25 protein-coding genes are annotated in these 23,481 nt (G+C 65.4%); 14 read left to right on the forward strand and 11 right to left on the reverse strand.

What is annotated here, in order from left to right; all coding sequences use genetic code 11:
• Positions 1 to 63: 63 nt before the first annotated feature.
• The 3 genes from FIU66_RS06480 to FIU66_RS06490 all read right to left on the reverse strand — a co-directional run bounded on the left by FIU66_RS06480 (position 64) and on the right by FIU66_RS06490 (position 3,002).
• Positions 64 to 750, reverse strand: coding sequence for an endonuclease/exonuclease/phosphatase family protein (locus FIU66_RS06480; RefSeq protein ID WP_167621943.1), 687 nt, complete (start codon positions 748 to 750; stop codon positions 64 to 66).
• A gap of 90 nt (positions 751 to 840) precedes the next feature.
• Entirely contained in the window at positions 841 to 2,241 is a 1,401-nt protein-coding gene (locus tag FIU66_RS06485; RefSeq protein ID WP_167621944.1) for a YdiU family protein, read from the reverse strand.
• Between the two features lie 59 nt (positions 2,242 to 2,300).
• Positions 2,301 to 3,002: an aquaporin gene (locus FIU66_RS06490; protein WP_167621945.1), complete on the reverse strand. Its 702-nt coding sequence runs from the start codon at positions 3,000 to 3,002 to the stop codon at positions 2,301 to 2,303.
• A 142-nt stretch (positions 3,003 to 3,144) separates the two neighbouring features.
• Between FIU66_RS06490 and obgE the strand changes: the two genes are divergently transcribed.
• The 3 genes from obgE (at position 3,145) to FIU66_RS06505 (ending at position 5,654) form a co-directional block, all read left to right on the forward strand.
• The gene (obgE, locus tag FIU66_RS06495; protein ID WP_167621946.1) at positions 3,145 to 4,176 is read left to right on the forward strand and encodes a GTPase ObgE; all 1,032 of its coding nucleotides are present in this window, start codon (positions 3,145 to 3,147) and stop codon (positions 4,174 to 4,176) included.
• Entirely contained in the window at positions 4,164 to 5,276 is a 1,113-nt protein-coding gene (gene proB / locus FIU66_RS06500; RefSeq protein WP_167621947.1) for a glutamate 5-kinase, read from the forward strand. Before obgE ends, proB begins: the two co-directional genes overlap by 13 nt.
• A gap of 99 nt (positions 5,277 to 5,375) precedes the next feature.
• A complete protein-coding gene (locus tag FIU66_RS06505; RefSeq protein WP_167620777.1) occupies positions 5,376 to 5,654 on the forward strand; it encodes a hypothetical protein in 279 nt (92 codons plus the stop codon).
• Positions 5,655 to 5,735: 81 nt separating this feature from the next.
• Here FIU66_RS06505 and FIU66_RS06510 read toward each other — a convergent pair whose 3' ends face one another.
• The 7 genes from FIU66_RS06510 to FIU66_RS06540 all read right to left on the reverse strand — a co-directional run bounded on the left by FIU66_RS06510 (position 5,736) and on the right by FIU66_RS06540 (position 13,180).
• On the reverse strand, positions 5,736 to 7,919 hold the full coding sequence (locus FIU66_RS06510) for a 3-hydroxyacyl-CoA dehydrogenase NAD-binding domain-containing protein (protein ID WP_167621948.1): 2,184 nt from the start codon (positions 7,917 to 7,919) through the stop codon (positions 5,736 to 5,738).
• A complete protein-coding gene (locus FIU66_RS06515) occupies positions 7,916 to 8,383 on the reverse strand; it encodes a cupin domain-containing protein (protein WP_167621949.1) in 468 nt (155 codons plus the stop codon). Before FIU66_RS06515 ends, FIU66_RS06510 begins: the two co-directional genes overlap by 4 nt.
• Positions 8,383 to 9,594 carry an acetyl-CoA C-acetyltransferase gene (locus tag FIU66_RS06520; protein WP_167621950.1) on the reverse strand — a complete coding sequence of 404 codons (1,212 nt, stop codon included), beginning with the start codon at positions 9,592 to 9,594 and terminating at the stop codon, positions 8,383 to 8,385. Before FIU66_RS06520 ends, FIU66_RS06515 begins: the two co-directional genes overlap by 1 nt.
• Complete coding sequence (locus FIU66_RS06525) at positions 9,591 to 10,232, reverse strand: glutathione S-transferase family protein (RefSeq protein WP_167621951.1); 642 nt, start codon at positions 10,230 to 10,232, stop codon at positions 9,591 to 9,593. Before FIU66_RS06525 ends, FIU66_RS06520 begins: the two co-directional genes overlap by 4 nt.
• Before the next feature lie 270 nt (positions 10,233 to 10,502).
• Positions 10,503 to 12,275, reverse strand: a complete 1,773-nt coding sequence (locus tag FIU66_RS06530) for an acyl-CoA dehydrogenase C-terminal domain-containing protein (protein ID WP_167621952.1) — start codon at positions 12,273 to 12,275, stop codon at positions 10,503 to 10,505.
• Between the two features lie 4 nt (positions 12,276 to 12,279).
• A complete protein-coding gene (locus FIU66_RS06535) occupies positions 12,280 to 12,678 on the reverse strand; it encodes a MerR family DNA-binding transcriptional regulator (RefSeq protein ID WP_167621953.1) in 399 nt (132 codons plus the stop codon).
• A 121-nt stretch (positions 12,679 to 12,799) separates the two neighbouring features.
• Entirely contained in the window at positions 12,800 to 13,180 is a 381-nt protein-coding gene (locus FIU66_RS06540; RefSeq protein WP_167621954.1) for a MerR family DNA-binding transcriptional regulator, read from the reverse strand.
• A gap of 132 nt (positions 13,181 to 13,312) precedes the next feature.
• On the opposite strand from FIU66_RS06540, the gene FIU66_RS06545 reads away from it, so the two are divergent.
• The 3 genes from FIU66_RS06545 to FIU66_RS06555 are packed head-to-tail and all read left to right on the forward strand — an operon-like array spanning position 13,313 to position 15,562.
• A complete protein-coding gene (locus FIU66_RS06545; RefSeq protein ID WP_167621955.1) occupies positions 13,313 to 13,735 on the forward strand; it encodes a PaaI family thioesterase in 423 nt (140 codons plus the stop codon).
• A 5-nt stretch (positions 13,736 to 13,740) separates the two neighbouring features.
• A complete protein-coding gene (locus FIU66_RS06550) occupies positions 13,741 to 14,241 on the forward strand; it encodes a PaaI family thioesterase (RefSeq protein ID WP_167621956.1) in 501 nt (166 codons plus the stop codon).
• Position 14,242: 1 nt separating this feature from the next.
• Entirely contained in the window at positions 14,243 to 15,562 is a 1,320-nt protein-coding gene (locus FIU66_RS06555) for an MATE family efflux transporter (protein ID WP_167621957.1), read from the forward strand.
• A 45-nt stretch (positions 15,563 to 15,607) separates the two neighbouring features.
• Here the strand turns inward: FIU66_RS06555 and FIU66_RS06560 are convergent, their stop codons facing one another.
• Positions 15,608 to 15,928 carry a DUF1476 domain-containing protein gene (locus tag FIU66_RS06560; RefSeq protein WP_370528950.1) on the reverse strand — a complete coding sequence of 107 codons (321 nt, stop codon included), beginning with the start codon at positions 15,926 to 15,928 and terminating at the stop codon, positions 15,608 to 15,610.
• 127 nt (positions 15,929 to 16,055) lie between these two features.
• On the opposite strand from FIU66_RS06560, the gene purC reads away from it, so the two are divergent.
• From purC to FIU66_RS06600, 8 genes are all read left to right on the forward strand, one after another.
• Positions 16,056 to 16,817 carry a phosphoribosylaminoimidazolesuccinocarboxamide synthase gene (gene purC / locus FIU66_RS06565; RefSeq protein ID WP_126155922.1) on the forward strand — a complete coding sequence of 254 codons (762 nt, stop codon included), beginning with the start codon at positions 16,056 to 16,058 and terminating at the stop codon, positions 16,815 to 16,817.
• 13 nt (positions 16,818 to 16,830) lie between these two features.
• Positions 16,831 to 17,070, forward strand: coding sequence for a phosphoribosylformylglycinamidine synthase subunit PurS (purS, locus tag FIU66_RS06570; RefSeq protein ID WP_167621958.1), 240 nt, complete (start codon positions 16,831 to 16,833; stop codon positions 17,068 to 17,070).
• Positions 17,071 to 17,151: 81 nt separating this feature from the next.
• Positions 17,152 to 17,961, forward strand: a complete 810-nt coding sequence (locus FIU66_RS06575) for an ABC transporter ATP-binding protein (protein WP_370528951.1) — start codon at positions 17,152 to 17,154, stop codon at positions 17,959 to 17,961.
• A 27-nt stretch (positions 17,962 to 17,988) separates the two neighbouring features.
• A complete protein-coding gene (locus FIU66_RS06580) occupies positions 17,989 to 18,711 on the forward strand; it encodes a transporter substrate-binding domain-containing protein (protein ID WP_167621959.1) in 723 nt (240 codons plus the stop codon).
• 45 nt (positions 18,712 to 18,756) lie between these two features.
• Positions 18,757 to 19,638, forward strand: a complete 882-nt coding sequence (locus FIU66_RS06585) for an ABC transporter permease (RefSeq protein ID WP_167623414.1) — start codon at positions 18,757 to 18,759, stop codon at positions 19,636 to 19,638.
• The gene (locus FIU66_RS06590; protein ID WP_167621960.1) at positions 19,635 to 20,459 is read left to right on the forward strand and encodes an ABC transporter permease; all 825 of its coding nucleotides are present in this window, start codon (positions 19,635 to 19,637) and stop codon (positions 20,457 to 20,459) included. The genes FIU66_RS06585 and FIU66_RS06590 overlap by 4 nt, the downstream gene beginning before the upstream one ends.
• 3 nt (positions 20,460 to 20,462) lie before the next feature.
• Positions 20,463 to 21,794, forward strand: a complete 1,332-nt coding sequence (locus FIU66_RS06595) for a glutamine synthetase family protein (RefSeq protein ID WP_167621961.1) — start codon at positions 20,463 to 20,465, stop codon at positions 21,792 to 21,794.
• Positions 21,795 to 22,106: 312 nt separating this feature from the next.
• On the forward strand, positions 22,107 to 23,204 hold the full coding sequence (locus tag FIU66_RS06600) for an AAA family ATPase (RefSeq protein ID WP_167621962.1): 1,098 nt from the start codon (positions 22,107 to 22,109) through the stop codon (positions 23,202 to 23,204).
• Positions 23,205 to 23,481: the final 277 nt, after the last annotated feature.

Genomic DNA, 23,481 nt, shown 5'->3' on the forward strand with positions numbered 1-23,481 from the left:
CCCTCCGTTGCCTGATGTCGGCGCCTTCATAGCTGCCGCAGGGGCAGGCCGAAAGCGGCAATTTCAGGGCTGCTCGATCTCGGCCCAGATGGGCAGGTGGTCCGAGGCGTCGCGGGCCTGCGCACCGGTAAAGACCCCGTGCCGCAGCAGCGTCAGGTGGTGCGACATGGCGATGCGGTCCAGCCGGAACTGGGGCAGGGGCGCGGGATAGGACGGCCCCGGCGCCACGATGCGAAACCCCGCCAATGATTCCAGGCCGCGGCTGTCATGCCATTCGTTGAAGTCGCCCATCAGGACGATGTTGTCGTCCGCGATCCGCGCCGCCTGCGCCGTGATCCGCGCCAGTTGCGCCCGTCGCGACGACCGGGCAAGGCCCAGATGTACGCCGATCACGGTCAGCCGGGGCAGGCGCAGCACCACCGCACCGCGCGGCTCGATCCCCGGCAGGGGCAGGCGGCGCAGGACCGCCTGTTCGGCCAGTTCGGGGCGCATCAGGATCGTCTGGCCGTGCCAGCCGAGCGAGTTTTCACCCGTCGTGGTCATGTTGGCCGGAACCAGGCCGGTGGCGTCGCGGATCATGCGGCGGGGCAGGGCCTCGGGGCGGGCGCCGTGGCGGAAATCGACCTCTTGCAAGGCGATGATGTCGGGCTTCAGCGCGGCGATGACGGCAAGGTTGCGTTCCGGTGCGTGCGGGCCGGTCAGCCCACGGCACTTGTGCAGGTTGTAACTTGCCAGTCTCAGCAATGACATATCGCCCTTGAGTTCACGGCGCAGGATAGCCGGCGCCCTTCGGGCCGCAAGGGACCATCTGCGCAAGGCCCGGCGGTGCCTGCGTTTTGATCAGGTGCCGCAGAAGGTCTGGCGCACGACCTGTTCGTCCAGCGGCGCGTCCGCTAGGCGGACCCATTCCGGCCGGGCCTCGCGTGGATGCGTCACAGCGTCGAACAGCGTCCGGAACGGAGCCATGTCGCCCGCCACGGCGGCGGCGATGGCTTCCTCGACCCGGTGGTTGCGCGGGATGCGCAGGGGGTTCGCGTGGCGCATCAGGTCCGCGTCCGGGTTCCGGGCCTGCCAGTCGGCGTGCCAGGCGTCGAAGGCGTCGCGGTCCAGGAACTCGTCGCGCGCGCTGCCGTCGGCCAGGCCCGCGAAGACGCGCGTGAAATCCGCCCGCTGCTGTGCCATCAGCGTCAGCAGGCGTTCGGCCAGGGGCTGCGCGTCCGAGGCTTCCGTCAAGCCCAGCTTTTCGCCAAAGCGCCGTGTCCAGGCCGCCTGATATAGGGGCGCAAAGGAATGGACCGACTTCGTCGCGGCCTCGATCGCCGCCTCGCGCTCGCCCATCAGGGGCACGAGGCAGGTGGCAAGCTGGGCAAGGTTCCACACCGCGATCTGCGGCTGCTGCGACCAGGCATAGCGCCCGCCCCGGTCGATCGAGGAAAAGACGGTGTCCGGGTGATACACGTCCATGAAGGCGCAGGGACCATAGTCGATGGTTTCGCCCGACACCGACATGTTGTCGGTGTTCATCACCCCGTGGATGAACCCAAGCGCCATCCAATGGGCGATTGTCTCGGCCTGCCGGGCGATCACGTGGTCCAGCAGCGACAGCGGCCCGTTCGCGGCCGGATAATGACGCGCCACGACATGATCCGTCAGGGCGGCAAGGGCGTCTTCCTGACCCCGGACGGCGAAATATTCAAAGGTGCCGACGCGGATATGGCTGGAAGCCACCCGTGTCAGGACCGCACCGGGCAGGCCCTGTTCGCGCCACACCGTCTCGCCGGTCGCGACGGCTGCAAGGGCGCGGGTGGTGGGAACGCCCATCGCGTGCATGAATTCGCTGACGATGTATTCGCGCAGCACCGGGCCGACCCAGGCCCGTCCATCGCCGCGCCGGGAAAAGGGCGTCGGCCCGCTGCCCTTCAGCTGGATGTCGAAGCGCACGCCGTCGGGGGCCACGACCTCGCCCAGCAGCACCGCGCGGCCGTCGCCCAACTGGGGCACGAAGCCGCCGAACTGATGACCCGCATAGGCCTGCGCGATCGGCTCGGCCCCCGCCGGCACGGCGTTGCCGGCAAGCATTGCCACGCCCTCGGGGCTCGCCAGCCATGCCGCATCAAGCCCCAGCCGCCGTGCCAGCCCTTCGTTCAGGGCCATGAGGCTGGGTTCCGCCACGGGCGTGGGCAACACGCGGGCAAAGAAGCCCTGCGGCATTCGGGCATAGCTGTTGTCGAAATGGATCATCGGGGCCTCCTGTCCCTTTCATCTAGGGTCAGGAAGCTCGCGGAAAAAGGGGCGGTGCCTCAGCCGCGCGGCTTGACGTGGGGCGAGCGGGTGATGCCCGCGCCGTGCAGCGCCCCTGCCAAGGCACCGCCCGCCAGGGGCGCCAGGATGAACAGCCACAGTTGCGACAGCGCCTGACCGCCCGCAAAGATCGCAGGGCCGATGGACCGCGCGGGGTTCACCGACACGCCCGTCACGTCGATCCCGACCAGATGGATACCCGCCAGCGTCAGTCCGATGGCCAGCCCCGCAAAGCCCGCCGGCGCGTCTGTCTGGGTCGCGCCAAGGATCACGGTGACGAACAGGAAGGTCGCCACGAATTCGAACAGCATGGCTGACATCAGGGTGTAGCCGCCGTTGTATCCCTCGCCCCAGCCGTTCTGCCCCAGGCCGTTCTGGGCGATGGAATAGTCGGCCTTGCCCGAGGCGATCAGATAGACGACCGCCGCAGCCGCCACCGCCCCCAGGATCTGCGCGATGCAATAGGTGACGAAATCGCCCGCGCCCATCCGTCCCGACGCCAGGAAGCCCAGCGACACCGCCGGGTTAAGCTGCGCGCCCGATATGGCGCCAAGGCCATAGGCCGCCGCGACGATGGACAGGCCGAAGGCCATGGCGATGCCGTGAAAGCCGATCTCGGCCCCCATCAGGACCGCCGAACCGACGCCGAAGAACACAAGGATGAAGATGCCGATGAACTCGGCCAGGGCCTTGCTGGACATGATCACGCTCCACACAGAATCGGGTCTTTCTGAACCGATTGGTTCAGTTTGCGGACCGTCCGGCCTTCTGGCAAGAATCTTGCGCCTCTTGAACGATGGGCCCAGTGGGCGTATCGCATCCCCTTGAACAGGAGCCTGCCCCATGAAATTTCTTGACCTCGCCAAAGTCTACATCCGCTCGGGCGGGGGCGGTGCGGGCTGCGTGTCCTTCCGGCGCGAGAAGTTCATCGAATATGGCGGTCCCGACGGCGGCGACGGCGGCAACGGCGGCGATGTCTGGGCCGAGGCGGTCGAGGGGCTGAACACCCTGATCGATTTCCGCTATCAGCAGCACTTCTTCGCCAAGTCCGGCCAGCACGGCATGGGCAGCCAGATGACCGGCAAGTCGGGCGACGACATCACCCTCAAGGTGCCGGTGGGGACCGAGATCCTGGAGGAGGACGAGGAAACCGTCATCGCCGACCTGACCGAACCCGGCCAGCGTGTGCTGCTGGCCAAGGGCGGCAACGGGGGCTGGGGGAACCTGCACTTCAAGACCTCGACCAACCGCAGTCCGCGCAATGCCAATCCGGGGCAGGCGGGGATCGAACGCACCGTCTGGCTGCGGCTGAAGCTGATCGCGGATGCCGGGCTGGTGGGGTTGCCGAATGCCGGGAAAAGCACCTTCCTGGCGGCGGTGTCGAACGCCCGCCCCAAGATCGCGGATTATCCCTTCACCACGCTGCACCCGAACCTGGGCGTCGTGGGCATCGACGGCTACGAATTCGTCATGGCCGACATTCCCGGCCTGATCGAGGGCGCCAGCGAGGGCAGGGGCCTAGGCGACCAGTTCCTGGGCCATGTCGAACGCAGCAACGTGCTGCTGCATCTGGTGGACGGAACCTCGGAAGATGTGGCGGCCGACGCCCGCACCATCCTGACCGAGCTTGAGGCCTATTCCCCGGTGCTGATGGACAAGCCACGCGTGACGGCGCTGAACAAGATCGACGCCCTGGACGACGACACCATCGCCGAACGTCGGGCTGCGCTGGAGGCCGAGATCGGCGGGCCGGTGCTGCTGATGTCGGGCGTGGCCAAGGTGGGCGTGACCGAGGTGCTGCGGGCGCTGTGGACGCAGATCGAGCCGACACGCCGCATGGCCAAGGACGAGCCCGAGGCGCCATGGCAGCCCTAGGCCCGTCGCTGACCGGCGCACGCCGGCTGGTCGTCAAGATCGGCTCGGCCCTGCTGGTGGACGAACGCGGGCTGCGCGGCGACTGGCTGCGCGGCTTGTGCGACGATGTGGCCCAATGGCGGCAGCGGGGCTGCGACGTGGTTCTGGTATCCTCGGGGTCGATTGCGCTTGGGCGGCGGACGCTGGGCCTGCAAGCAGGCGCGCTGCCGCTGGAACAGGCGCAGGCTGCCGCCGCCGTGGGCCAGATCCGTCTGGCCCGCGCATATGAGGAGGCGCTTGCGCCCCATGGCGTGACCACCGCGCAGGTGCTGCTGACGCTGGAGGACAGTGCGGACCGCCGCCGCTATCTGAACAGCCGGGCGACCATGCAGACGCTGCTGGGCCTGGGCGTCGTGCCCATCGTGAACGAAAACGATACAGTGGCGACGGACGAAATCCGCTTTGGCGACAACGACCGTCTTGCCGCCCAGATCGCCGTGACCTGCGGCGCGGACCAGTTGCTGCTCTTGTCGGACGTGGACGGACTCTACACCGCCAATCCCAAGACCGACCCCACCGCCCGCCACCTGCCGGTGATCGAGGCCCTGACGCCCGAGATCGAGGCCATGGGCGGCGATCCTGTGTCGGGCCTGTCAAAGGGCGGCATGAAGACCAAGCTGATGGCCGCCCGCACCGCCATTGCCGGGGGCTGCGCCATGGCGATTGCCGAAGGGTCGGTGATGCGCCCGCTGTCGGCGGTTGCAAATGGCGCGCGGTGCAGCTGGTTCCTGCCCGAAAGCGATCCCCAGCTTGCCCGCAAGCGCTGGATCGCCGCGATGAAGCCCAAGGGCGCGCTTGTCGTGGACGAAGGCGCGGTTCAGGCTCTGCGCCGGGGCAAGTCGCTGCTGCCTGCGGGCGTGCGGACCATCGTGGGCGATTTCGGTCGGGGCGATCCGGTTGCGATCACCGGCCCCTCGGGCGAGACGCTGGCGAACGGACTGACCCGCTATACCGCAGACGAGGCGCGGCGCATCGCCGGACACCGTTCCGACCGGATCGAGGCGATCCTGGGCTATACCGGCCGCGCGGCTTTGGTTCATCGCGACGACATGGCCTTGTAGGGCCCGCAAACTTTTCTCGAAGCGCTGGGAATAATCGCCAGGCTGATGCGTCATCATCCCGCAGGCAGGTTGGCCTGCGACAGATGAAGGAACGCAGCCATGACACGACACGGTTTCCTGCTTGCCCTTGCGGCCACAGCCAGCCTCGCCCTGCCGGGCGCGGCCCTGGCAGATGACGATGACGACGGCGTCAGCCGCGTCCTGCGCGGCTTCATTGCCCCGCACTACCACGGACCCTTCTGGGATCGTGACGATGACCACCGCCGCTGGGAATACAGCTATCGCATCCGTCACGATGACGATGATGACGATGATGATCGCTGGGACGACGACGATGACGATTACGATGATGACGACGACCGGTGGGACGACGACTGATCTGGAACAAGACCAACAATAACAACGTAGGGGCAGGATCAGGCACGCCCCGGCCATCAGGGCCGGGGCGTTTCGGTCGTGTCAGGCGGCCTTCTTGCCGCTGCCGAAGCGGTCGTAGAAGGTCTGGCCGCTTTCGGCCATGTCACGCAGCATCTGCGGCGCGGCGAAGCGGTCGCCATGCTCGGCCGTCAGGCGGTCGCAGATCTGCACGGCCCGCGCGGCGCCCAGCATGTCCAGCCAGGCGAAGGGACCGCCCGACCATGGCGCAAAGCCCCAACCCAGGATCGCGCCTACGTCGCCTTCGCGGATATCCTCCAGCACGCCTTGTTCGAACGCGCGCACAGCCTCCAGTGTCTGCGCGAACATCAGGCGGTGCTGCACGGTGGTCACGTCCGGCTGGTCGTCCGCATGGGGATAGCGCGCGGCCAGCCCGTCCCAGAGACCCTGCCGCTTGCCATCCTCGGCATAGGCATAGAAGCCCGCGTTCGACTTGCGGCCCAGGCGGCCCTGGTCGGCCATCCAGAACAGCACCTCGTCAACGTTGCCGTCGGGATAGGCGTCGCCCATGGCCGCGCGGGTGGCCTTGGCGATCTTCACGCCCAGGTCGATGCTGGTTTCGTCCACCAGTTGCAGCGGCCCCAGCGGCATCCCCACCATCTTGGCCGCGTTTTCGACCAGGACAGGGTTCACCCCCTCGGCCACAAGGCGGATGCCTTCGTTGATATAGGGGATGATGCAGCGGTTGGCATAGAAGAACCGAGCATCGTTCACCACAATCGGCGTCTTGCGGATCTGGCGCACGAAGTCCAGCGCCTTTGCCACCGCGCGGGCGCCGGTCTGCTGGCCCTTGATGATCTCGACCAGCATCATCTTGTCCACGGGGCTGAAGAAGTGGATGCCGATGAACTGGTCCGGGCGGCTGCTGGCTTTCGCCAGGTCGCCGATCGGCAGGGTCGAGGTATTGGTGGCGAAGATCGCGTCCGCCGGGATCGCGGCCTCGGCCTTCTTCGTGACCTCGGCCTTGACGGACGGGTCTTCGAACACGGCCTCGACCACCAGGTCGCAACCATCAAGCGCGGCATAATCGGTCGTCGCGGTGATGCGGCCCAGAACTTCGGCCTTCTTGTCCTCGGTCGACTTCTTGCGGCTGATCGCCTTGTCCAGCAGGCCTTCCGAATAGGCCTTGCCCTTGTCGGCAGCTTCCTGCTTGGCGTCGATCAGCACGACCTGGATGCCCGCCATGGCGCTGACATAGGCGATGCCCGCGCCCATCATGCCCGCGCCCAGGATGCCGACTTTCCTGACCGACTGGTCCGGCGCCTCGGGGCGGTTGGCGCCCTTTTCCAGGGCTTCCTTGTTGATGAACAGGCTGCGGATCATCGCGGTCGATGACGGGTTCATCAGCACGTTGGTGAACCACCGCGCCTCGATCTTCAGGGCGGTATCGAAAGGCACCTGGGCCCCTTCATAAACGGCGGACAGCAGCGCCTTGGCGGCCGGATAGACGCCCATCGTCTTGCCGTTGACCATTGCAGACGCGCCGACGAAGGTCATGAACCCCGCCGGGTGATAGGGCTCTCCGCCCGGCATCTTGTAGCCCTTCTGGTCCCAAGGTTTGACCAGATCCGCATCCTGGGCGTTCAGAACCCATTCGCGCGCGGCAGAAACCGGATCGGCCACCACCTCGTCCACCAGGCCCGCAGCCTTGGCTTTCTTCGGGTCCGACAGCTTGCCTTCCAGCAGGAAGGGTGCTGCGGCCATGGCACCCAGCTTGCGCGACAAGCGGATCGTGCCGCCGCCGCCGGGGAAGATGCCGACCATGATCTCGGGCAGGCCGATCTTGGCCTTGGGATTGTCCGCCGCGAAGATGCGGTGCGTCGCCAGCGGCAGTTCCAGCCCGATGCCAAGCGCGGTGCCGGGCAGGGCCGCCGCGACGGGCTTGCCGCCCTTGAGGGTCTTGGGATCCATGCCCGCGCGCTCGATCTTGCGAAGGGCGTGGTGCAGGGTCATGATCCCGTCGAAGACCTGCTGGGCGCCCCCCTGCTTCATCTGCGCGATGACATTCAGGTCCATCCCGGCGGCGAAGTCCTTCTTGCCGCTGGTGATGACGATGCCCTTGACGGCCTCGTCGGACAGCGCGTCGTCGATCAGGGCGTCCAGCTGCGCTGCACCTTCAAGCGACAGGACGTTCATGGACTTGCCCGGGACGTCCCAGGTGATGACGGCGACGCCATCGCCGTCCTTCTGCATTGTGAAATCGGTCATTCGTTCTCTCCCTCGGTCGGGTAGGGGGTGCCGTCAAGATGCGTGTACCCCCGGGGCGTCGACAACAGGTCGATGCCCGGATAATGGCAGATGTTGTCGGGGTTGCGGCTGCCCGCGATCAAATAGACGGCGGGCTGTCCCGTATGGTTCTTCAGGGTATGGGCAACGGGCCTGCCCGCCTTCCAGCAGCAGGCGTCGCCGGGATGGATGATCGTTTCGACCCCATCCTCGACGACCGTCAACGCGCCCTCCAGCATGTAGAGGAACTCGTCCTCATGCTCCTCCCAGTGCGGTTGGCTGGACTGCCTGCCTGGATGCAGGGTCTCGAGCGCGATCCCGAACTGGGTCAGCCGGCCCGCCTCGGTCAGGTGCCGATAGGACAGGAAGCCGCGACCCAGATTGAACGGCTCGGGATAGCCCGAGACGCCTTCGGTCGGCGGCACGCTGTCCTTGCGGATGATCATCAGACGCGCTCGATGATGGTGGCCGCGCCCATGCCGGACGCGATGCACAGGGTGGCGAGGCCCAAGGTCTTGTCCTGCCGTTCCAGTTCGTCCAGCAGCGTGCCGATGATGATCGCGCCGGTCGCGCCCAGCGGGTGGCCAAGCGCCATCGCCCCGCCGTTCACGTTGACCTTGCCGGGATCGACCTGGAAGGCCTGCATGAAGCGCAGGACGACGGCGGCGAAGGCCTCGTTCACCTCGAACAGGTCGATGTCGTTGATGGACATGCCGCTGTCTGCCAGGATCTTCTCGGTCACCGGGACCGGGCCGGTCAGCATGATGGTGGGATCGGTGCCGATCTTGGCGGTCGCGCGGATCCGTGCGCGGGGCTTCAGGCCGTGGGCATTGCCGAATTCCTCGTTCCCGATCAGCACGGCGGCGGCGCCATCGACGATGCCGCTGCTGTTGCCGGCATGGTGGATATGCTCGATCCGGTCCAGATGCGGATATTTCAGCATTGCGACCTTGTCGAAGCCGGGCATCATCTCGCCCATGTCCTTAAAGGCAGGCTTAAGCATAGCCAGATCCTCCATCGTGGTGCCGGGGCGCATGTATTCGTCGCGGTCAAGGATGGTCAGCCCGTTCTGGTCCTTGACCGGCACGATCGACCGCGAGAAGCGCCCTTCCTGCCACGCGCGGGCGGCGCGCTGCTGGCTTTCAAGGGCCAGCTTGTCGGCGTCTTCACGGGTAAAGCCGTATTCGGTGGCGATGATGTCGGCGCTGATGCCTTGCGGCACGAAATAGGTCTTCATCGCCAGCGACGGATCGACGGCAATGGCCGCCCCGTCGCTGCCCATCGGAACGCGGCTCATCATCTCGACGCCGCCGGCGATATAGCCGCTGCCCGCGCCCGCCTTGACCTGGTTCGCGGCCAGGTTCACGGCCTCCATGCCGCTGGCGCAGAAGCGGTTGATCGACAGGCCGGGAATGCGTTCGTCCAGATCCGAGGCCAGCACCGCCGACCGCGCCAGGCAGCCGCCCTGTTCCTTGACCTGGGTGACATTGCCCCAGATCACGTCCTCGACGGCGTTGCCTTCCAGGCCGTTGCGGTCCTTGACGGCATTCAGCAGCCGGGCAGACAGCGCGAGCGAGGTGACTTCATGCAGGCTGCCATCGGGGCGCCCCTTGCCCCGCGGCGTGCGGGCGGCGTCATAGATAAAGGCGTCGGTCATGTATCCTCCTTCGGTGCCCGGTCGGATGGATTGCCGGGCATCAGGTCATAGGGGTGTTTCCAGCCGGGCAGGGCAGCGATCGCGTCCAGCCAGCGGTCGATATTGGGCCAGTCCTTGCGGTCGAAGCCGAAGAGTTCGGGGTAGTAAAGGTATCCGCAGCAGGCAAAGTCGGCGATGGTGGGGGCGCTGTCCGCAACCCAGTCGCGGGTGGACAGGTGGTCGTTCAGAACCTTGTAGGCGGCTTTCAGGCGGCCTTGCAGGTATTCCACGGCGCCTTCAGGGCGTTTGTCCGCAGGCAGGAAGTTCAACAGGAACCGTACGGGACCGGCCTGGCCAGACAGCTTGTGGTTGTCGAACATCAGCCAGCGGAGGGTTTCGTTGCGGTCCGATCCCAGGAACTGTTCGGTCCGTTCCGCGACGTGAAGCTGGATGACCGCCGACTGCGACAGGGTCAGGTCGCCTTCGCGAAAGACCGGAACCTCGCCCATGGGGTTGATGGCCCGAAAGGCGGGGCTGCGCGCCTCTCCGTTGAAGAAGTCCACGTAAACGGGCGTCCAGTCATAGCCCGCCAGTTCCATGGTCAGGGCCGCCTTGTAGGCGTTGCCAGATTCGCCAAAGCACCAGAGTTGCGCGGTCATCCTGTTCCTCCACCGCCGGGGGCTTCGCGCCCCCGGACCCCCGCGGGGTATTTCTGCAACGAAGAAGGCGCGGATTAACCCTTCTTCAATATATAGGCGCTTATCATGGCCTCACGGTACAGGCTGGGGAGCCGATGACCGTCAACGGAGAAGTCGTCCCGGTTCTTGGCTGGGATATGCCGCACCGACCGGAAGGAAGGAGGGGCCGGGACGCATCCGCTTCTTCGTTGTGCAAATACCCACTCCGACCCTGCCTTCTCACACCCCGCTTCAGAATGCCTCTGCCTCAAGCTCCATCACCGGCGCGGCGCCGGACTGTATGCGCGCCAGATGCGTGGCGGTCATCGGCAGTTGCCGCTTCATGTAGTAACGCCCGGTCGCAAGCTTGGTCTTCAGGAACGCCGCGTCACCCTTGCCCGCATCAAGCGCTTCTTGCGCCGCCACGGCCATCTGCGCCCACATGAAGCCAAGCGCGACATGTCCGAACAGGTGCATGAAGTCATAGCTGCCCGACAGCGCGTCGTTCGGGTTCTTCATGCCGCGTTCCATGAAGAACATCGCCGCCGTCTGCAGATCCTTCGAGGCCGCCTTCAGCCGCGCGACGAAATCGGCTGCCAGCGGGCTTTCGCCATGCTGCTTGCAGAAGGACTTCACGATCTCGAAGAAGGCCATCACATGCTTGCCGCCATCCTGGGCAAGCTTGCGACCCACCAGATCCAGGGCCTGAACGCCGTTGGCGCCTTCATAGATCATGGTGATGCGAGCGTCGCGGACGAACTGCGACATGCCCCATTCCTCGATGTAACCGTGGCCGCCATAGACCTGCTGGGCCAGCACGGCCGTCTCGAACCCCTTGTCGGTCAGGAAGCCCTTGATCACCGGGGTCAGCAGGGACACGAGGCCTTCGGCATCGGCGTCGCCATTGTGGCCCTTGTCGATCAGATGCGCCCCCCAGAGCGCCAGCATCCGCGCCCCTTCCAGGAAGGACTTCTGGTCCATCAGGCTGCGGCGGATGTCGGGATGGACGATCAGGGGATCGGCCGGGCCCTGGGGATTGGCGGCCCCCGTCACGGCGCGGCCCTGCAGGCGGTCCGTCGCGTAGGCAACAGCGTTCTGATAGGCGGGCACTGCGCAGGCGTAGCCTTGCAGGCCGACGCCCAGGCGGGCTTCGTTCATCATCGTGAACATGGCCCGCATCCCCTTGTGCAGATCGCCCAGCAGCCAGCCCCTGGCGCCGTCATAGTTCATGACGCAGGTGGAGTTGCCGTGGATCCCCATCTTTTCTTCCAGGGCCCCAACCGACACGCCATTGCGTTCGCCCAGCGAGCCGTCGGCATTGACCAGGAACTTCGGCACGATGAACAGGCTGATGCCCTTCGTACCCTCGCCCCCGCCGGGGGCCTTGGCCAGCACCAGGTGGATCACGTTTTCCGCCAGGTCATGATCGCCGGCCGAGATGAAGATCTTCTGCCCCGTGATCAGATAGCTGCCGTCGTCCTGCGGTTCGGCCTTGGTGCGCAGCATCCCCAGGTCGGTCCCGCAATGCGGCTCGGTCAGGTTCATGGTGCCGGTCCAGTCGCAGCTGACCATCTTCGGCAGATAGGTCTGCTTCTGTTCGTCCGTGCCGTGGGCGTGGATCGCGGAATAGGCGCCGTGGGTCAGGCCCTGGTACATGTTGAAGGCCATGTTGGCCGACACGAACATCTCGCCCGTTGCCACGCCCATCACATAGGGCATCCCCTGGCCGCCATATTCGGGATCACAGTCAAGCGCGGTCCAGCCGCCGTCCTTCATCGCCTGGAAGGCCTTGTCGAAGCCGTCGGGGGTGCGGACCACGCCATTCTCCAGCCGGCAGCCCTGCTTGTCGCCCACCGCGTTCAGCGGGGCCAGAACCTCGGCCGCCAGCTTGCCGGCAGCGTCAAGAATGGCTTCCGTGAAATCGGGATCCAGATCCTCGTGGCCCGGCAGGCCCGATTGCGACAGCTTCAGCACGTCATGCAGCGCAAACTGCATGTCGCGGACAGGCGGAAGATAGATCGTCATGGCTTTACCCTGTGCTCGTGTCGTTGGACGCGGCGGCAAGTCGGATCTCTGCATCGGAAAGCTGGGACTTGAGCTCGGCGATCGCCTCGCTCAATTCAGCGTACTGTCGTTCCATGTCGCCAAGGCGTTGGCGCCCGACCGAGATGGTCGCGGCGATCTGCGCCTTGTTGGTGCCGCCCGGCTCGTAAAGCTCGAGCAACTGGCGGATCTCCTCGAGGCTGAAGCCGAACCGCTTGCCGCGCAGGATCAGCGTCAGGCGTGCCCTGTCCCGGCGGTCATACAGGCGGTGCTGCCCGCGGCGTTCCGGGAAGATCAGCTCGCGCGCCTCGTAGAAGCGCAGCGTGCGGGGGGTTACGCCGAACGCATCGCACATATGGCGAATCGTCATCAGCTCGTCGGACATGGATCGCGGTTCCTCCTCATTCACCGTCTGCCGTCCTTGACCACACTATAGGGGCAAGTTGACGCGAACGTAAGCAGGACGCCGCGTCACAGGCGAAGTCAAGGGCAACCGTGACGCAGGGTCAACCCATGTTGCTCAATTCCTGCGCCGCCGTTTCGCGCAGGGCCTTCAGGTCGTCGCGCGCGGCCTGAAGATCGGCGATCTGCCCGTCCAGAACCTTCAGCTGCCGGTCGGCCAGATCCAGCCAGACCTGATACTGTTCGCGCGACCCTTTCTGTTCGTAGATCAGGAGCCACTGGCGAATCTCCTCGAGGCTGAAGCCGAAGCGGCGGCCGCGCAGGATCAGCGTCATGCGGGCAATCTCTCGGGGTCCATAGAAGCGCGCGCGGCCTTCCTTCCGGGGATCCAGAAGCTCGATGTATTCGTAATAGCGCAGCGTCCGGGGCGTGACGTCGAAGCGCGCGCACATCTCCTTGAAGCTGATCGTCTGCTCGCCCGGCATCTGCCCCTCCGTCCTCATCTTGACGCAAGGCTAGCCGTTCGGCGCATCCTTGCGCAAGGGATGGGGGTTGAGTGGGCTGCCGGGTCGCGGATAGCGTGTCCCGACAGAAACGGGGCGAACAGGATGTCCGACATGAGCCAGACCGACCAGACCCGGATCGCACAGCAGTTCATCGAGGCGATCCCCCATGCCCGCGCCCTGGGGATGCGGGTGGACGAACTGGGCGAGGGTGCGGCGACCATCAGCATGCCCTGGGCTGCACATCTGGTCGGCGATCCGCGCAGCGGGGTCGTGCACGGCGGTGTCGTCTCGGCCCTGATGGACACCTGCTGCGGGGCTGCGGTCATGGCCCATCCGTCGGGGCCGGGTTCCACCGCGACGATCGACCTGCGCATCGACTACATGCGGTCGGCCAACAAGGGGCAGCGGATCACCGCCAAGGCCCGTTGCTACCACATCACCCGCACTGTCGCCTTTGTCCGCGCCGTTGCCCTGGACGAGGACGAGGAAAACCCCGTCGCCGCCGCGACCGGCGCCTTCACGGTGGAAAGGTGATCGCCATGATGGACCGCCGAGAGCCGCTGGACCAGATCAAGAGCCGCCGCGATTCGGCGCTGTCGGCCCTTGTGTCGGGCGTGCCCTACCTGACCTGGATGGGCATCCGCTTCGACCGGCGCGGGGACGAATTGACCGCGATCCTGCCCTATGACGAGAAGCTGATCGGCAACCCGCTGCTGCCCGCCATCCACGGTGGCGTCACGGCGGCCTTCCTGGAGACCGCGGCAATCATCGAACTGGCCTGGACCGCTATGTGGGAGGATCTGGAATCCGGTCGCATCGTGCCGGATGCAGCCGTCACGGACAGCCTGCCGCGCCTGCCCAAGACCATCGACTTCACCGTCGACTACCTGCGCAGCGGCCTGCCGCGCGATGCCTATGCCCGCGCGAGGGTCGTGCGGTCCGGCCGTCGCTATGCCAGCGTCCAGGTCGAGGCCTGGCAGGACAACCGCGCCCGCCTTCTGGCGCAGGCGACGGGCCATTTCCTGATGCCACAGGGCTGAGATGGCGGATGTCCAGACGGCGGCGCTGACGCACCGGCGGGTGCTGGCGATCGCCCTGCCGATCGTCCTGTCGAACGCGACCGTGCCATTGCTGGGGCTGGTCGACACCGGCGTCGTGGGACAGCTTGGCCGGCCCGAGCCGATCGGCGCTGTGGCCATCGGCGCCGTGATCCTGACCTCGATCTACTGGATCTTCGGGTTCCTGCGCATGGGAACCTCGGGCCTGGTCGCCCAAAGTCATGGGGCAGGGGATGCGGCCGAAACGGGCGCCCACCTGCTGCGCGGGCTGGCGATTGCCGCTGTGGCGGGGGTGGTCTTCATCCTGCTGCAAGGCCTGGTCTTCGGCGCGGCCTTCCGGATCGCCCCCACCTCGGCCGCCGTCGAAGGATTGGCGCGCGACTATCTGGGCATCCGCATCTGGGGGGCACCGGCCACCATCGCGCTTTACGCGATCACCGGCTGGCTGATCGCGGTCGAGCGGGCAAGGGCCGTCCTGCTGCTGCAACTGGTCCAGAACGGGATGAACGTGATCCTGTCGGTATGGTTCGTCCTTGGACTGGACCTGGGCGTGCCCGGCGTGGCCTGGGCGACGCTTCTGTCCGAATGGTGCGGGCTGGGGATCGGACTGTGGATGGCGCGCCGGGCCATCGGGCAGGGGCTGCGGGCGGCGGGCCTGTTCGGGCGCGACCGGCTGGTCCGCCTGGCGCGGGTCAACAGCGACATCATGATCCGGTCGGTCCTGCTGCAGGCCAGCTTTACCAGCTTTGTCTTCCTGGGGGCGGGCCAGGGCGACGTGACCCTGGCCGCGAACCAGGTGCTGCTGCAGTTCCTGTCGATCATCGCCTATGCCCTGGACGGCTTCGCCTTTGCCGCCGAAAGCCTGGTCGGGCAGGCCGTGGGCGCCCGGCGCCCCGACGGGGTGCGCCGCGCGTCGCGCCTGACTTCGGCCTGGGGAATCGGCGGGGCGGTGACGCTGGCGGTCGTCTTCTGGCTGGGAGGCGGGGCGATCATCGACCTGCTGACCACCTCGCCCGCCGTGCGGGCCGAGGCGCGGGTTTATCTGGTCTGGGTGGGCCTTGCACCGCTGATCGGGGTCGCGGCCTGGATGCTTGACGGCATCTTCATCGGCGCGACGCTGACCCGCGACATGCGGGTGGCCATGATCTGGTCCACGCTGGTCTTCCTGGCGGCCGTCCTGCTGCTGCCGCCGATCTGGGGAAACCATGGGCTGTGGGCCGCGCTCATGGCCCTGAACCTGTCGCGCGGCATCACCATGGCCCTTCGCTATCCGCGCGCCGAAACCGCCGCCATGCCGGCATGAAAAAGGGGACCGCCCGGCCCCCTTTCTGCTGCGATCAGCGTCCGGTCACTGGCCTTCGTCGACGATCTGCTTTCGCGCGACTTCGTTCAACTCTGCCATCTTGGTGCGGATTTCCGATTCGCCCGCCTTGCCTTCCAGGTCGACCGCCAGCTTGCGGAAGACGTCATCATCGCCCGGCTCCTCGAAGTCCGAAGTGACAACGGTCAGCGCATAGGCACGCGCATCGTCGCCGGTCTTGCCCAGAAGCCCCGCGGCCCATTCGCCCAGAAGGCGGTTGCGCCGCGCATCGGCCTTGAAGCGCAGGTTGGCGTCATGGGCAAACTTGTTCTCGTAACCGCGCTCGCGCTCGTCGAAGGTGGTCATCATGGCCTCCGTGTTGTCTTGGGACCGATGTTAGTCCGCGCACGGCCGCTTGCAAGCCTCTCGTATTGCCCCCGGGGCCGCTTGTGGGGTAAGGCGCATGGGATAAGGGACATGCGAAAGGACGCCCGTCATGGCACCGCGCCGGAAGAAAGTCTACGAAGGCAAGGCGAAGATCCTGTACGAAGGCACCGAACCCGGCACGCTGGTCCAGTATTTCAAGGACGACGCGACCGCCTTCAACGCGCAGAAGAAGGCCGTCATCGAAGGCAAGGGCGTCCTGAACAACCGCCTGTCCGAGTTCTTCATGAACGGCCTGACGAATATCGGCGTCCCCAACCATTTCATCCGCCGCATCAACATGCGCGAACAGCTGATCCGCCAGGTCGAGATCGTGCCCTTGGAAGTGATCGTGCGCAATTTCGCCGCAGGCTCGATCTCCAAGCGCCTGGGGCTTGAGGAAGGGACGCTGCTGCCCCGCCCCATCGTCGAATACAGCTTCAAGAACGACGAACTGGGCGACCCGATGGTGTCCGAGGAGTACATCATCGCCTTTGGCTGGGCGACCCAGCAGGACCTGGACGACATCGTGTCGCTGGCGCTGCGCGTGAACGACTTCCTGTCAGGCGTGTTCTACGGCGTCGGCATCAAGCTGATCGACTTCAAGATCGAGATCGGCCGCGTCTGGGACAACGACTTCATGCGCCTGATCGTCGCGGACGAGATCAGCCCCGACAGCTGCCGGTTGTGGGACATGAAGACCGGCCAGAAGCTGGACAAGGACGTGTTCCGCCGCGACCTGGGCAACCTGACCGACGCCTATACCGAGGTTGCGCGCCGCCTGGGCCTGATGCCCGCGAACACGACCAGCCTGAAACCGACCGCGATCAACTGAGAAGGACTGCCCGATGAAAGCCCGTGTGACGATCATGTTGAAGGACGGCGTTCTCGACCCGCAGGGCGAGGCGATCCGCCACGCGCTTGGCGGGCTGGGCCATCAGGGCGTCGCGGGCGTGCGCCAGGGCAAGCTGATCGAGCTGGACCTCGAGGCCACCGATCCCGAAACCGCCAAGGTCGAGGTCGCGCGGATGTGCGAGGGGCTGCTGGCCAATACCGTGATCGAGAAATACTCGGTCGAGATCGTCTGACGCAGCGGCAACCTGCGTTTATCGTCAGGTTGCCCCGCAGACCCCGTTGCAAAAGCGCCGGGATTATCGCCCAATGCGCCGATGATGAACAATAAAGCCGCACAGAACGCTGCCGCACCCGACACGGCCCCTGTCATCCGGATCGAGGGGCTGCACAAGGCCTATGGCCAGATCGAGGTGTTGAAGGGCGTGTCCCTGGCGGCCCCGCGCGGCCATGTCGTCAGCCTGATCGGATCCTCGGGATCCGGCAAGTCCACGCTGCTGCGCTGCTGCAACCTGCTGGAAAACAGCCAGGCCGGCGAGATCAGCTTCGAAGGCGAACCCGTCCGCTGGAAGGGGCAGGGCATGGCCCGCGTGCCTGCCGATCGGGCCCAGGTGATGCGGTTTCGCACCAACCTGTCGATGGTCTTCCAGCAGTTCAACCTGTGGTCCCACATGACCATCCTTCAGAACGTCATGGAGGCCCCCGTTACCGTCCTGCGCGAAGAACGCGCGGCGGTCGAGGCCCGTGCCCGGATGCTACTGGACAAGGTTGGCATCGGTGACAAGGCCGACGCCTCGCCCGCGCAGCTTTCCGGGGGCCAGCAACAGCGCGCCGCCATCGCCCGCGCCCTGTGCATGCAGCCCAAGGCGCTGCTGTTCGACGAACCGACAAGCGCGCTTGACCCCGAACTGCAGCAAGAGGTCGTGCGGGTCATCAAGGATCTGGCGGCCGAACACCGCACCATGATCATCGTGACCCATGACATGCGGCTGGCCGCCGATGTCAGCGACCATGTCGTGTTCCTGCACCAGGGCCTGATCGCCGAGGAAGGCCCTCCCGACCAGCTTTTCGGCGCGCCGACAACAGACCGGCTGCGCCAGTTCCTCAGTGCCTCGATGGCGCACTGAAAAAGACGACCAACAGGAGACGTAAGAATGAAGAAACTGCTGCTTGCCGCGACCGCATTGGCCCTGACCGCTGGAATGGGTACCGCCCAGGCCATCCGGATGGGGACCGAGGGTGCATACCCCCCCTACAACTTCATCAACGAGGCGGGCGAGGTCGCGGGCTTCGAGCGGGAACTGGGCGACGAACTGTGCCGGCGCGCGGAACTGGAATGCACCTGGGTCAAGAACGACTGGGATTCGATCATCCCGAACCTGGTGTCGTCGAACTATGACACCATCATGGCCGCCATGAGCATCAACGAGGAACGCAAGGCCGTCATCGGTTTCACGCAGGATTACCTGCCGCCCGCGCCTTCGTCCTATGTCGCGTTGCAGGACGGCGTCGATCTGGAAGGCGGGGTGATCGCCGTGCAGACCGGCACGGTGCAGGCCTCGCACATCGCGGAAACCGGCGCGACGATGCTGGAGTTTCCGAACATCGACCAGGTCTTTGCCGCCGTCCGCAACGGAGAGGCTGACGCAGGCTTTGGAGACCACGAGGTGATGCGCCCCTTCGTCGAGGAAAGCAACGATCTGGTCTTCGTGGGCGAACAGGTGAACCTGGACGAAGGCATCGGCGTCGGTGTGCGCCAGTCGGATACCGAACTGCGGGAAAAGCTGGACACGGCCATCACCGCCATGAAGGAAGACGGCAGCCTGAACGCGCTGATCAAGAAGCACTTCGGCGACGACGCGCAGACCTACGAATGATCTGACGGGCTGCGGGGCGACCCGCGGCCCTTACCGGGACGGATGATGTTTTCCTTTTGCAGCGACCCTTCGGTGCTGGACGGGCTTGCCTGGCTGTCGTGCTATCTGACGACAGGCACGCATATGCTGTTCTATGCCAGCTTCGGGGTGGTCCTGCTGTTGCTGGCGATCACCGCGCCCATTGCTTTGCTGTTCGGCTATGGCGGCGCAATGGCCTCGCGGTCGCGGATCGCGCCGCTGCGGTGGTTCGGCAAGGTCTATACCTCGATGGTGCGGAGCGTACCCGACATCGTGTTCTTCCTGTTCGTGCCGATCGCCCTGGACCAGGGACTGGAATGGCTGCGTCACCAGGCGCTGTGCGACAGCGACGCGCCGGTGCGCCAGGGCAACGATTTCGTCGTTTGCGCGGCGGCCAAGCTGCCGCTGTCCACCAGCCCGGAATGGGTCCATGACATCTATGCCATGACGCTGGCCGTCATCGCCTTCTCGGTCGTCTTCGGCGCCTTCGCGGCCAATGTGCTGTATGGCGCGATGCAGGCCGTGCCCCGCGCGCAACTGGAAACGGCCGAGGCCTATGGCATGACCCCCCGCCAGGTGTCCCGCCGGATCCTGGTGCCGCAGATGTGGACCTATGCGCTGCCCGGCCTGTCGAACCTGTGGATGATCCTCATCAAGGCGACGCCGCTGCTGTTCCTGCTGGGGATCGAGGACATCGTCTATTGGGCGCGCGAACTGGGCGGGGCCAAGACGTCGTCCTTTGCCTATCCGCATCCCGATTGGCGGCTGTATTATTTCCTGGCGGTGCTGGTTTTCTATCTGCTGATGACCTGGGTTTCCGAACGCGTGCTTGACCGGGTGATCCGCCGCCTGTCGGCGGGCCAGGCAACAATGGCAGGCGAGGCGCAGCGCAAGGCAGGTGCGCTATGACTTGCGCACAGACGATCATGGACTATGGCCTGCGGTCGCTTGGCTTCGGCGAACGGCTGCTGCCGCGAAGCGACTTCACGCTGTGCCAGCAGGTCACGCTGATCGGATCGGGCCTGATCTGGAACCTGTATTTTGCCTTTTTCGCGCTGCTGTTCGGCTTCTTCCTGGCGACCGGGCTAGCCCTTGCCAAGACCAGCACGAACCCCTGGCTGCGCAAGCCGGCCGAGGGCTTCATCTTCCTGTTCCGCGGCAGCCCCCTGTTCATCCAGTTCTTCCTGGCCTACGAGGCCCTGGTAATGCTGCCCCGCGCAGGGATCGAGGTCTTCGGCTTCACCGTTGCGACAAGCTGGCTGACCAAGGCCTGGGCCGGCGCGCTGATCGTGCTGACGCTGAACACCGCCGCCTATTCCGCGCAGATCTTCCACGGCGCGCTGATGTCGGTGCCCAAGGGCGACATCGAGGCCGCCGAAGCCTATGGCATGACCGGCTGGACCAAGTTCCGCCGCGTCCTTTGGCCCACCATGCTGCGCCTGGCCTGGCCGTCCTACACGAACGAGGCGATCTTCCTTTTCCACGCGACCACGCTGGTCTTCTTCTCGGGCTTCCCGGCCTTCCAGCAGCGCGGCGACAGCCTGTATTACGCCAGCTATTTCGCGGGCCAGACCTTCAACCCCTTTGTCGCCTATCCGATCGTGGCGGGTTACTTCGTGCTGGCGACCCTTGCGCTGATCGGCTTGTTCGGCATCGTGAACCGGCGCCTGAACCGTCATCTGCCCGGTGCGGCCCGGCGCCTCAAGTATCGTCCGCAAGTGATCCGGTGAGTCATGGACTGGCTGAAAGAACATCCCGAGGTCAAGACCATCCGCGTGGCCGCATCGGACCTGAACGGGGTCGCCCGCGGCAAGCGCGTCCCTGCCCGCTATGCGGGCAAGCTGCTGGAGGAAGGAACCAAGTTTCCCTTTTCCGTCCTGAACCTGGACATCTGGGGCGAGGATGTCGAGGACAGCCCCCTGGTCTTCGAGATCGGCGATCCCGACGGGCTGCTGCTGCCCACCGAACGCGGCTTCCTGCCGATGCCCTGGCTGGACGCACCGACCGCGCTGCTGCCACTGTGGATGTTTCACCTGGACGGACGACCCTATGAAGGGGATCCCCGGCAGGCACTTGCCGTCGTGGTCGAACGCTACAAGCAGGCGGGCCTGACGCCGGTCGTCGCGACCGAGTTGGAGTTCTTCCTGATCGACGATTCCGGCCGCCAGTTGCGCGTCCCGCCCAGCCCCCGGTCAGGCAAGCGCCGGACGGGCGGCGAGGTCTTGAGCCTGCGCGCCCTTGATGCCTTCGACCAGTTTTTCACCACGTTGTATGACGCCTGCGAGGCGATGGATATTCCGGCCGACACGGCCATCTCGGAGGCAGGGCCGGGGCAGTTCGAGATCAACTTGATGCACCAGCCCGACCCGATGAAGGCGGCGGACGACACCTGGCTGTTCAAGATGCTGGTCAAGGGGATTGCCCGCCAGTACGGCTTTGCGGGCAGCTTCATGGCCAAGCCCTACGAGACATTCTCGGGGAACGGGATGCACATGCATTTCTCGATCCTCGACAAGGAAGGGCGCAACATCTTCGACAATGGTGGGGACGAAGGGACAGCGGAACTGCGCCACGCGGTCGCAGGCTGCCTGCGCGCCATGCCGGGCTCCACGCTGTTGTTCGCCCCGCACGAGAACAGCTATGACCGCCTTGTCCCGAACGCCCATGCGCCCACCGGCATCGGCTGGGCCTACGAGAACCGGACTGCCGCGATCCGCATCCCGTCGTCAGGCCCGAAGGCGCGGCGGATCGAGCATCGGGTCGCCGGCGGCGACGTGAACCCCTACCTGACGGTGGCGGCGATCCTGGGGGCGGCGCTGAACGGCCTGCTGGAAAAGCTGGAAGCGCCCGACCCCTTCCGCGGCAATGCCTATGACCAGAAGCTGGCGCAACTGCCCGGCACCTGGGGCGAGGCCATCGAAGCCTTCCACCAATGCCCCGAGATGCGCCGGATATTCCCCGGCCACCTGATCGAGAACTTCGTGATGACCAAGCGGCAGGAACTGCACTACATGGCGGAACTGTCGGACGAGGAAACGGTCGAGCTTTACCTCGACACCGTGTAGGAAAGTGTTCCGGCTGGCATAAAACTTCCTTTCGGCCGGATCCGCTTCCTTTTTGACAACCATAAAACTTCCACCGCCTAGGCTATGCAATCAGTTTCCGAGAAAAGTCAAAGAGTTGCCCTCATTGGCGTCTGAGCCGGGTTATCGCCCTCGTGGTTCTTGTTCATCTGGCGCCCCGGCTTGACGGCTGCTCTGGCCGCTTGCATGACTTCCTGACAGACCCGGGTCCTTCCTGAAATTCAGCATCCGCGCCGCATGATCTGGCGGGAGGCTCGTCCGCCATGCGGCGGAGCGATCAGTTGAGGAACCCCGATGTCACGCTTTCCGATCATGAAGGCCACGTTTCCCGATCCCTCGCTCAATCCGCGACAGATCAGCTCTCACCTGGCCAGGCACCTGAAGTGGTTGCGCGCCCGACGTGCGGGTGTCGATTTGTCGAAAGAGGAGCGGCACTGGCCGATCGAAGGCGAGGAGAGCGAGAGGATTAGGCTGTCCCTAGACGACATGAAGCGCGTGGATCGACATGCGGTGCGCCTGCATGACGGGGTCCTGCGCAGAACGGGCCTAAGCCACTTGAATCGGGAGGATCGCCAGAACCTCTCGTCCTTGAAGAACGGTGTCGCCTTGGCTCGCATCTCCAGCTTGGATCATGCTGACGAACTGGCCGCACGCCTACACGGCGAGATGCCTTGGATGGCGCCTGCGACCGAGCACGCTTGGCATGCCATGCGTCGATCGGTGCGCGAAGGTTGGGCGGGCTTCCGCATGCCGCCAGTGATCCTCGACGGACCGCCGGGCATCGGGAAGACTTATTGGGTGCGTCGATTAGGAGCGCTGATCGGCACCGCTAAGGTGGACGTGGATGCGACGGGCGAGAACGCCTCTTTCGGTGTCGTCGGCTGTCAGCGTGGCTGGTCGAGTGCCCGGCCGGGGAGGGTCCTTGAGTGCATCATGGCTAAACTGACCGGAAACCCCATCGTCATGATCGACGAGTTGGAGAAGGCGGGTAGCGTCAAGTCCGGACGAGACCAATCCTTCGGCCTTGCGGAGGCGCTGTTACCGCTTCTTGAACCCAGCACCGCCGCTGACTGGAGTTGCCCTTACTACCGCGTGCGCTTTGACATGTCTTTTGTGAGCTGGATCTTGCTGACCAACAGTCTGTCGCCGCTTCCGGAACCGCTGCTCAGTCGCTGCATGATCCTCCGTCTCCAGGAAATCGGCCTGCCGGACCTGATCTCCTTCGCCCAGCGTGAGGGACAAGGGCGCGGTCTGTCTGAGACGTCAATCTGGTCCGTGACTGAGGCGCTTTCCAGGGTTGCACCCGCTGCACCTTCCCGCCCGAGCCTGCGCACGGTTCTGCGGATGCTCGAACGTGCAGCGGACCTGGAGAACAAGTCGGTCATGACATGACGAGCGGTTGCAGGGTCATCCGCCGCTCCTCAGTGTTCTACAGCGCCTGCCGAAGAGGTGCCTTAAGCGATCTTGCAACCATCATGCCCACCGCCGTTCTGGCAAGACAATGACGTCAAGCCTGCCTTGTTTACCGGTCAAGTTTGGCGCAATCTTCTTTCCAGCAGCAGGAGTTTAGCATGCGAGTGTCATTCTTTGATCCAGAGGAGCGTGCTCGACAGAAGGCAGCTTCGCGCGCCGCTGATGACGACGATCTGCGGTCCGGGCGTATCACCCG

It is taken from the genome of Paracoccus sp. AK26, from assembly GCF_011801365.1.
GTDB lineage: Bacteria > Pseudomonadota > Alphaproteobacteria > Rhodobacterales > Rhodobacteraceae > Paracoccus > Paracoccus aerius.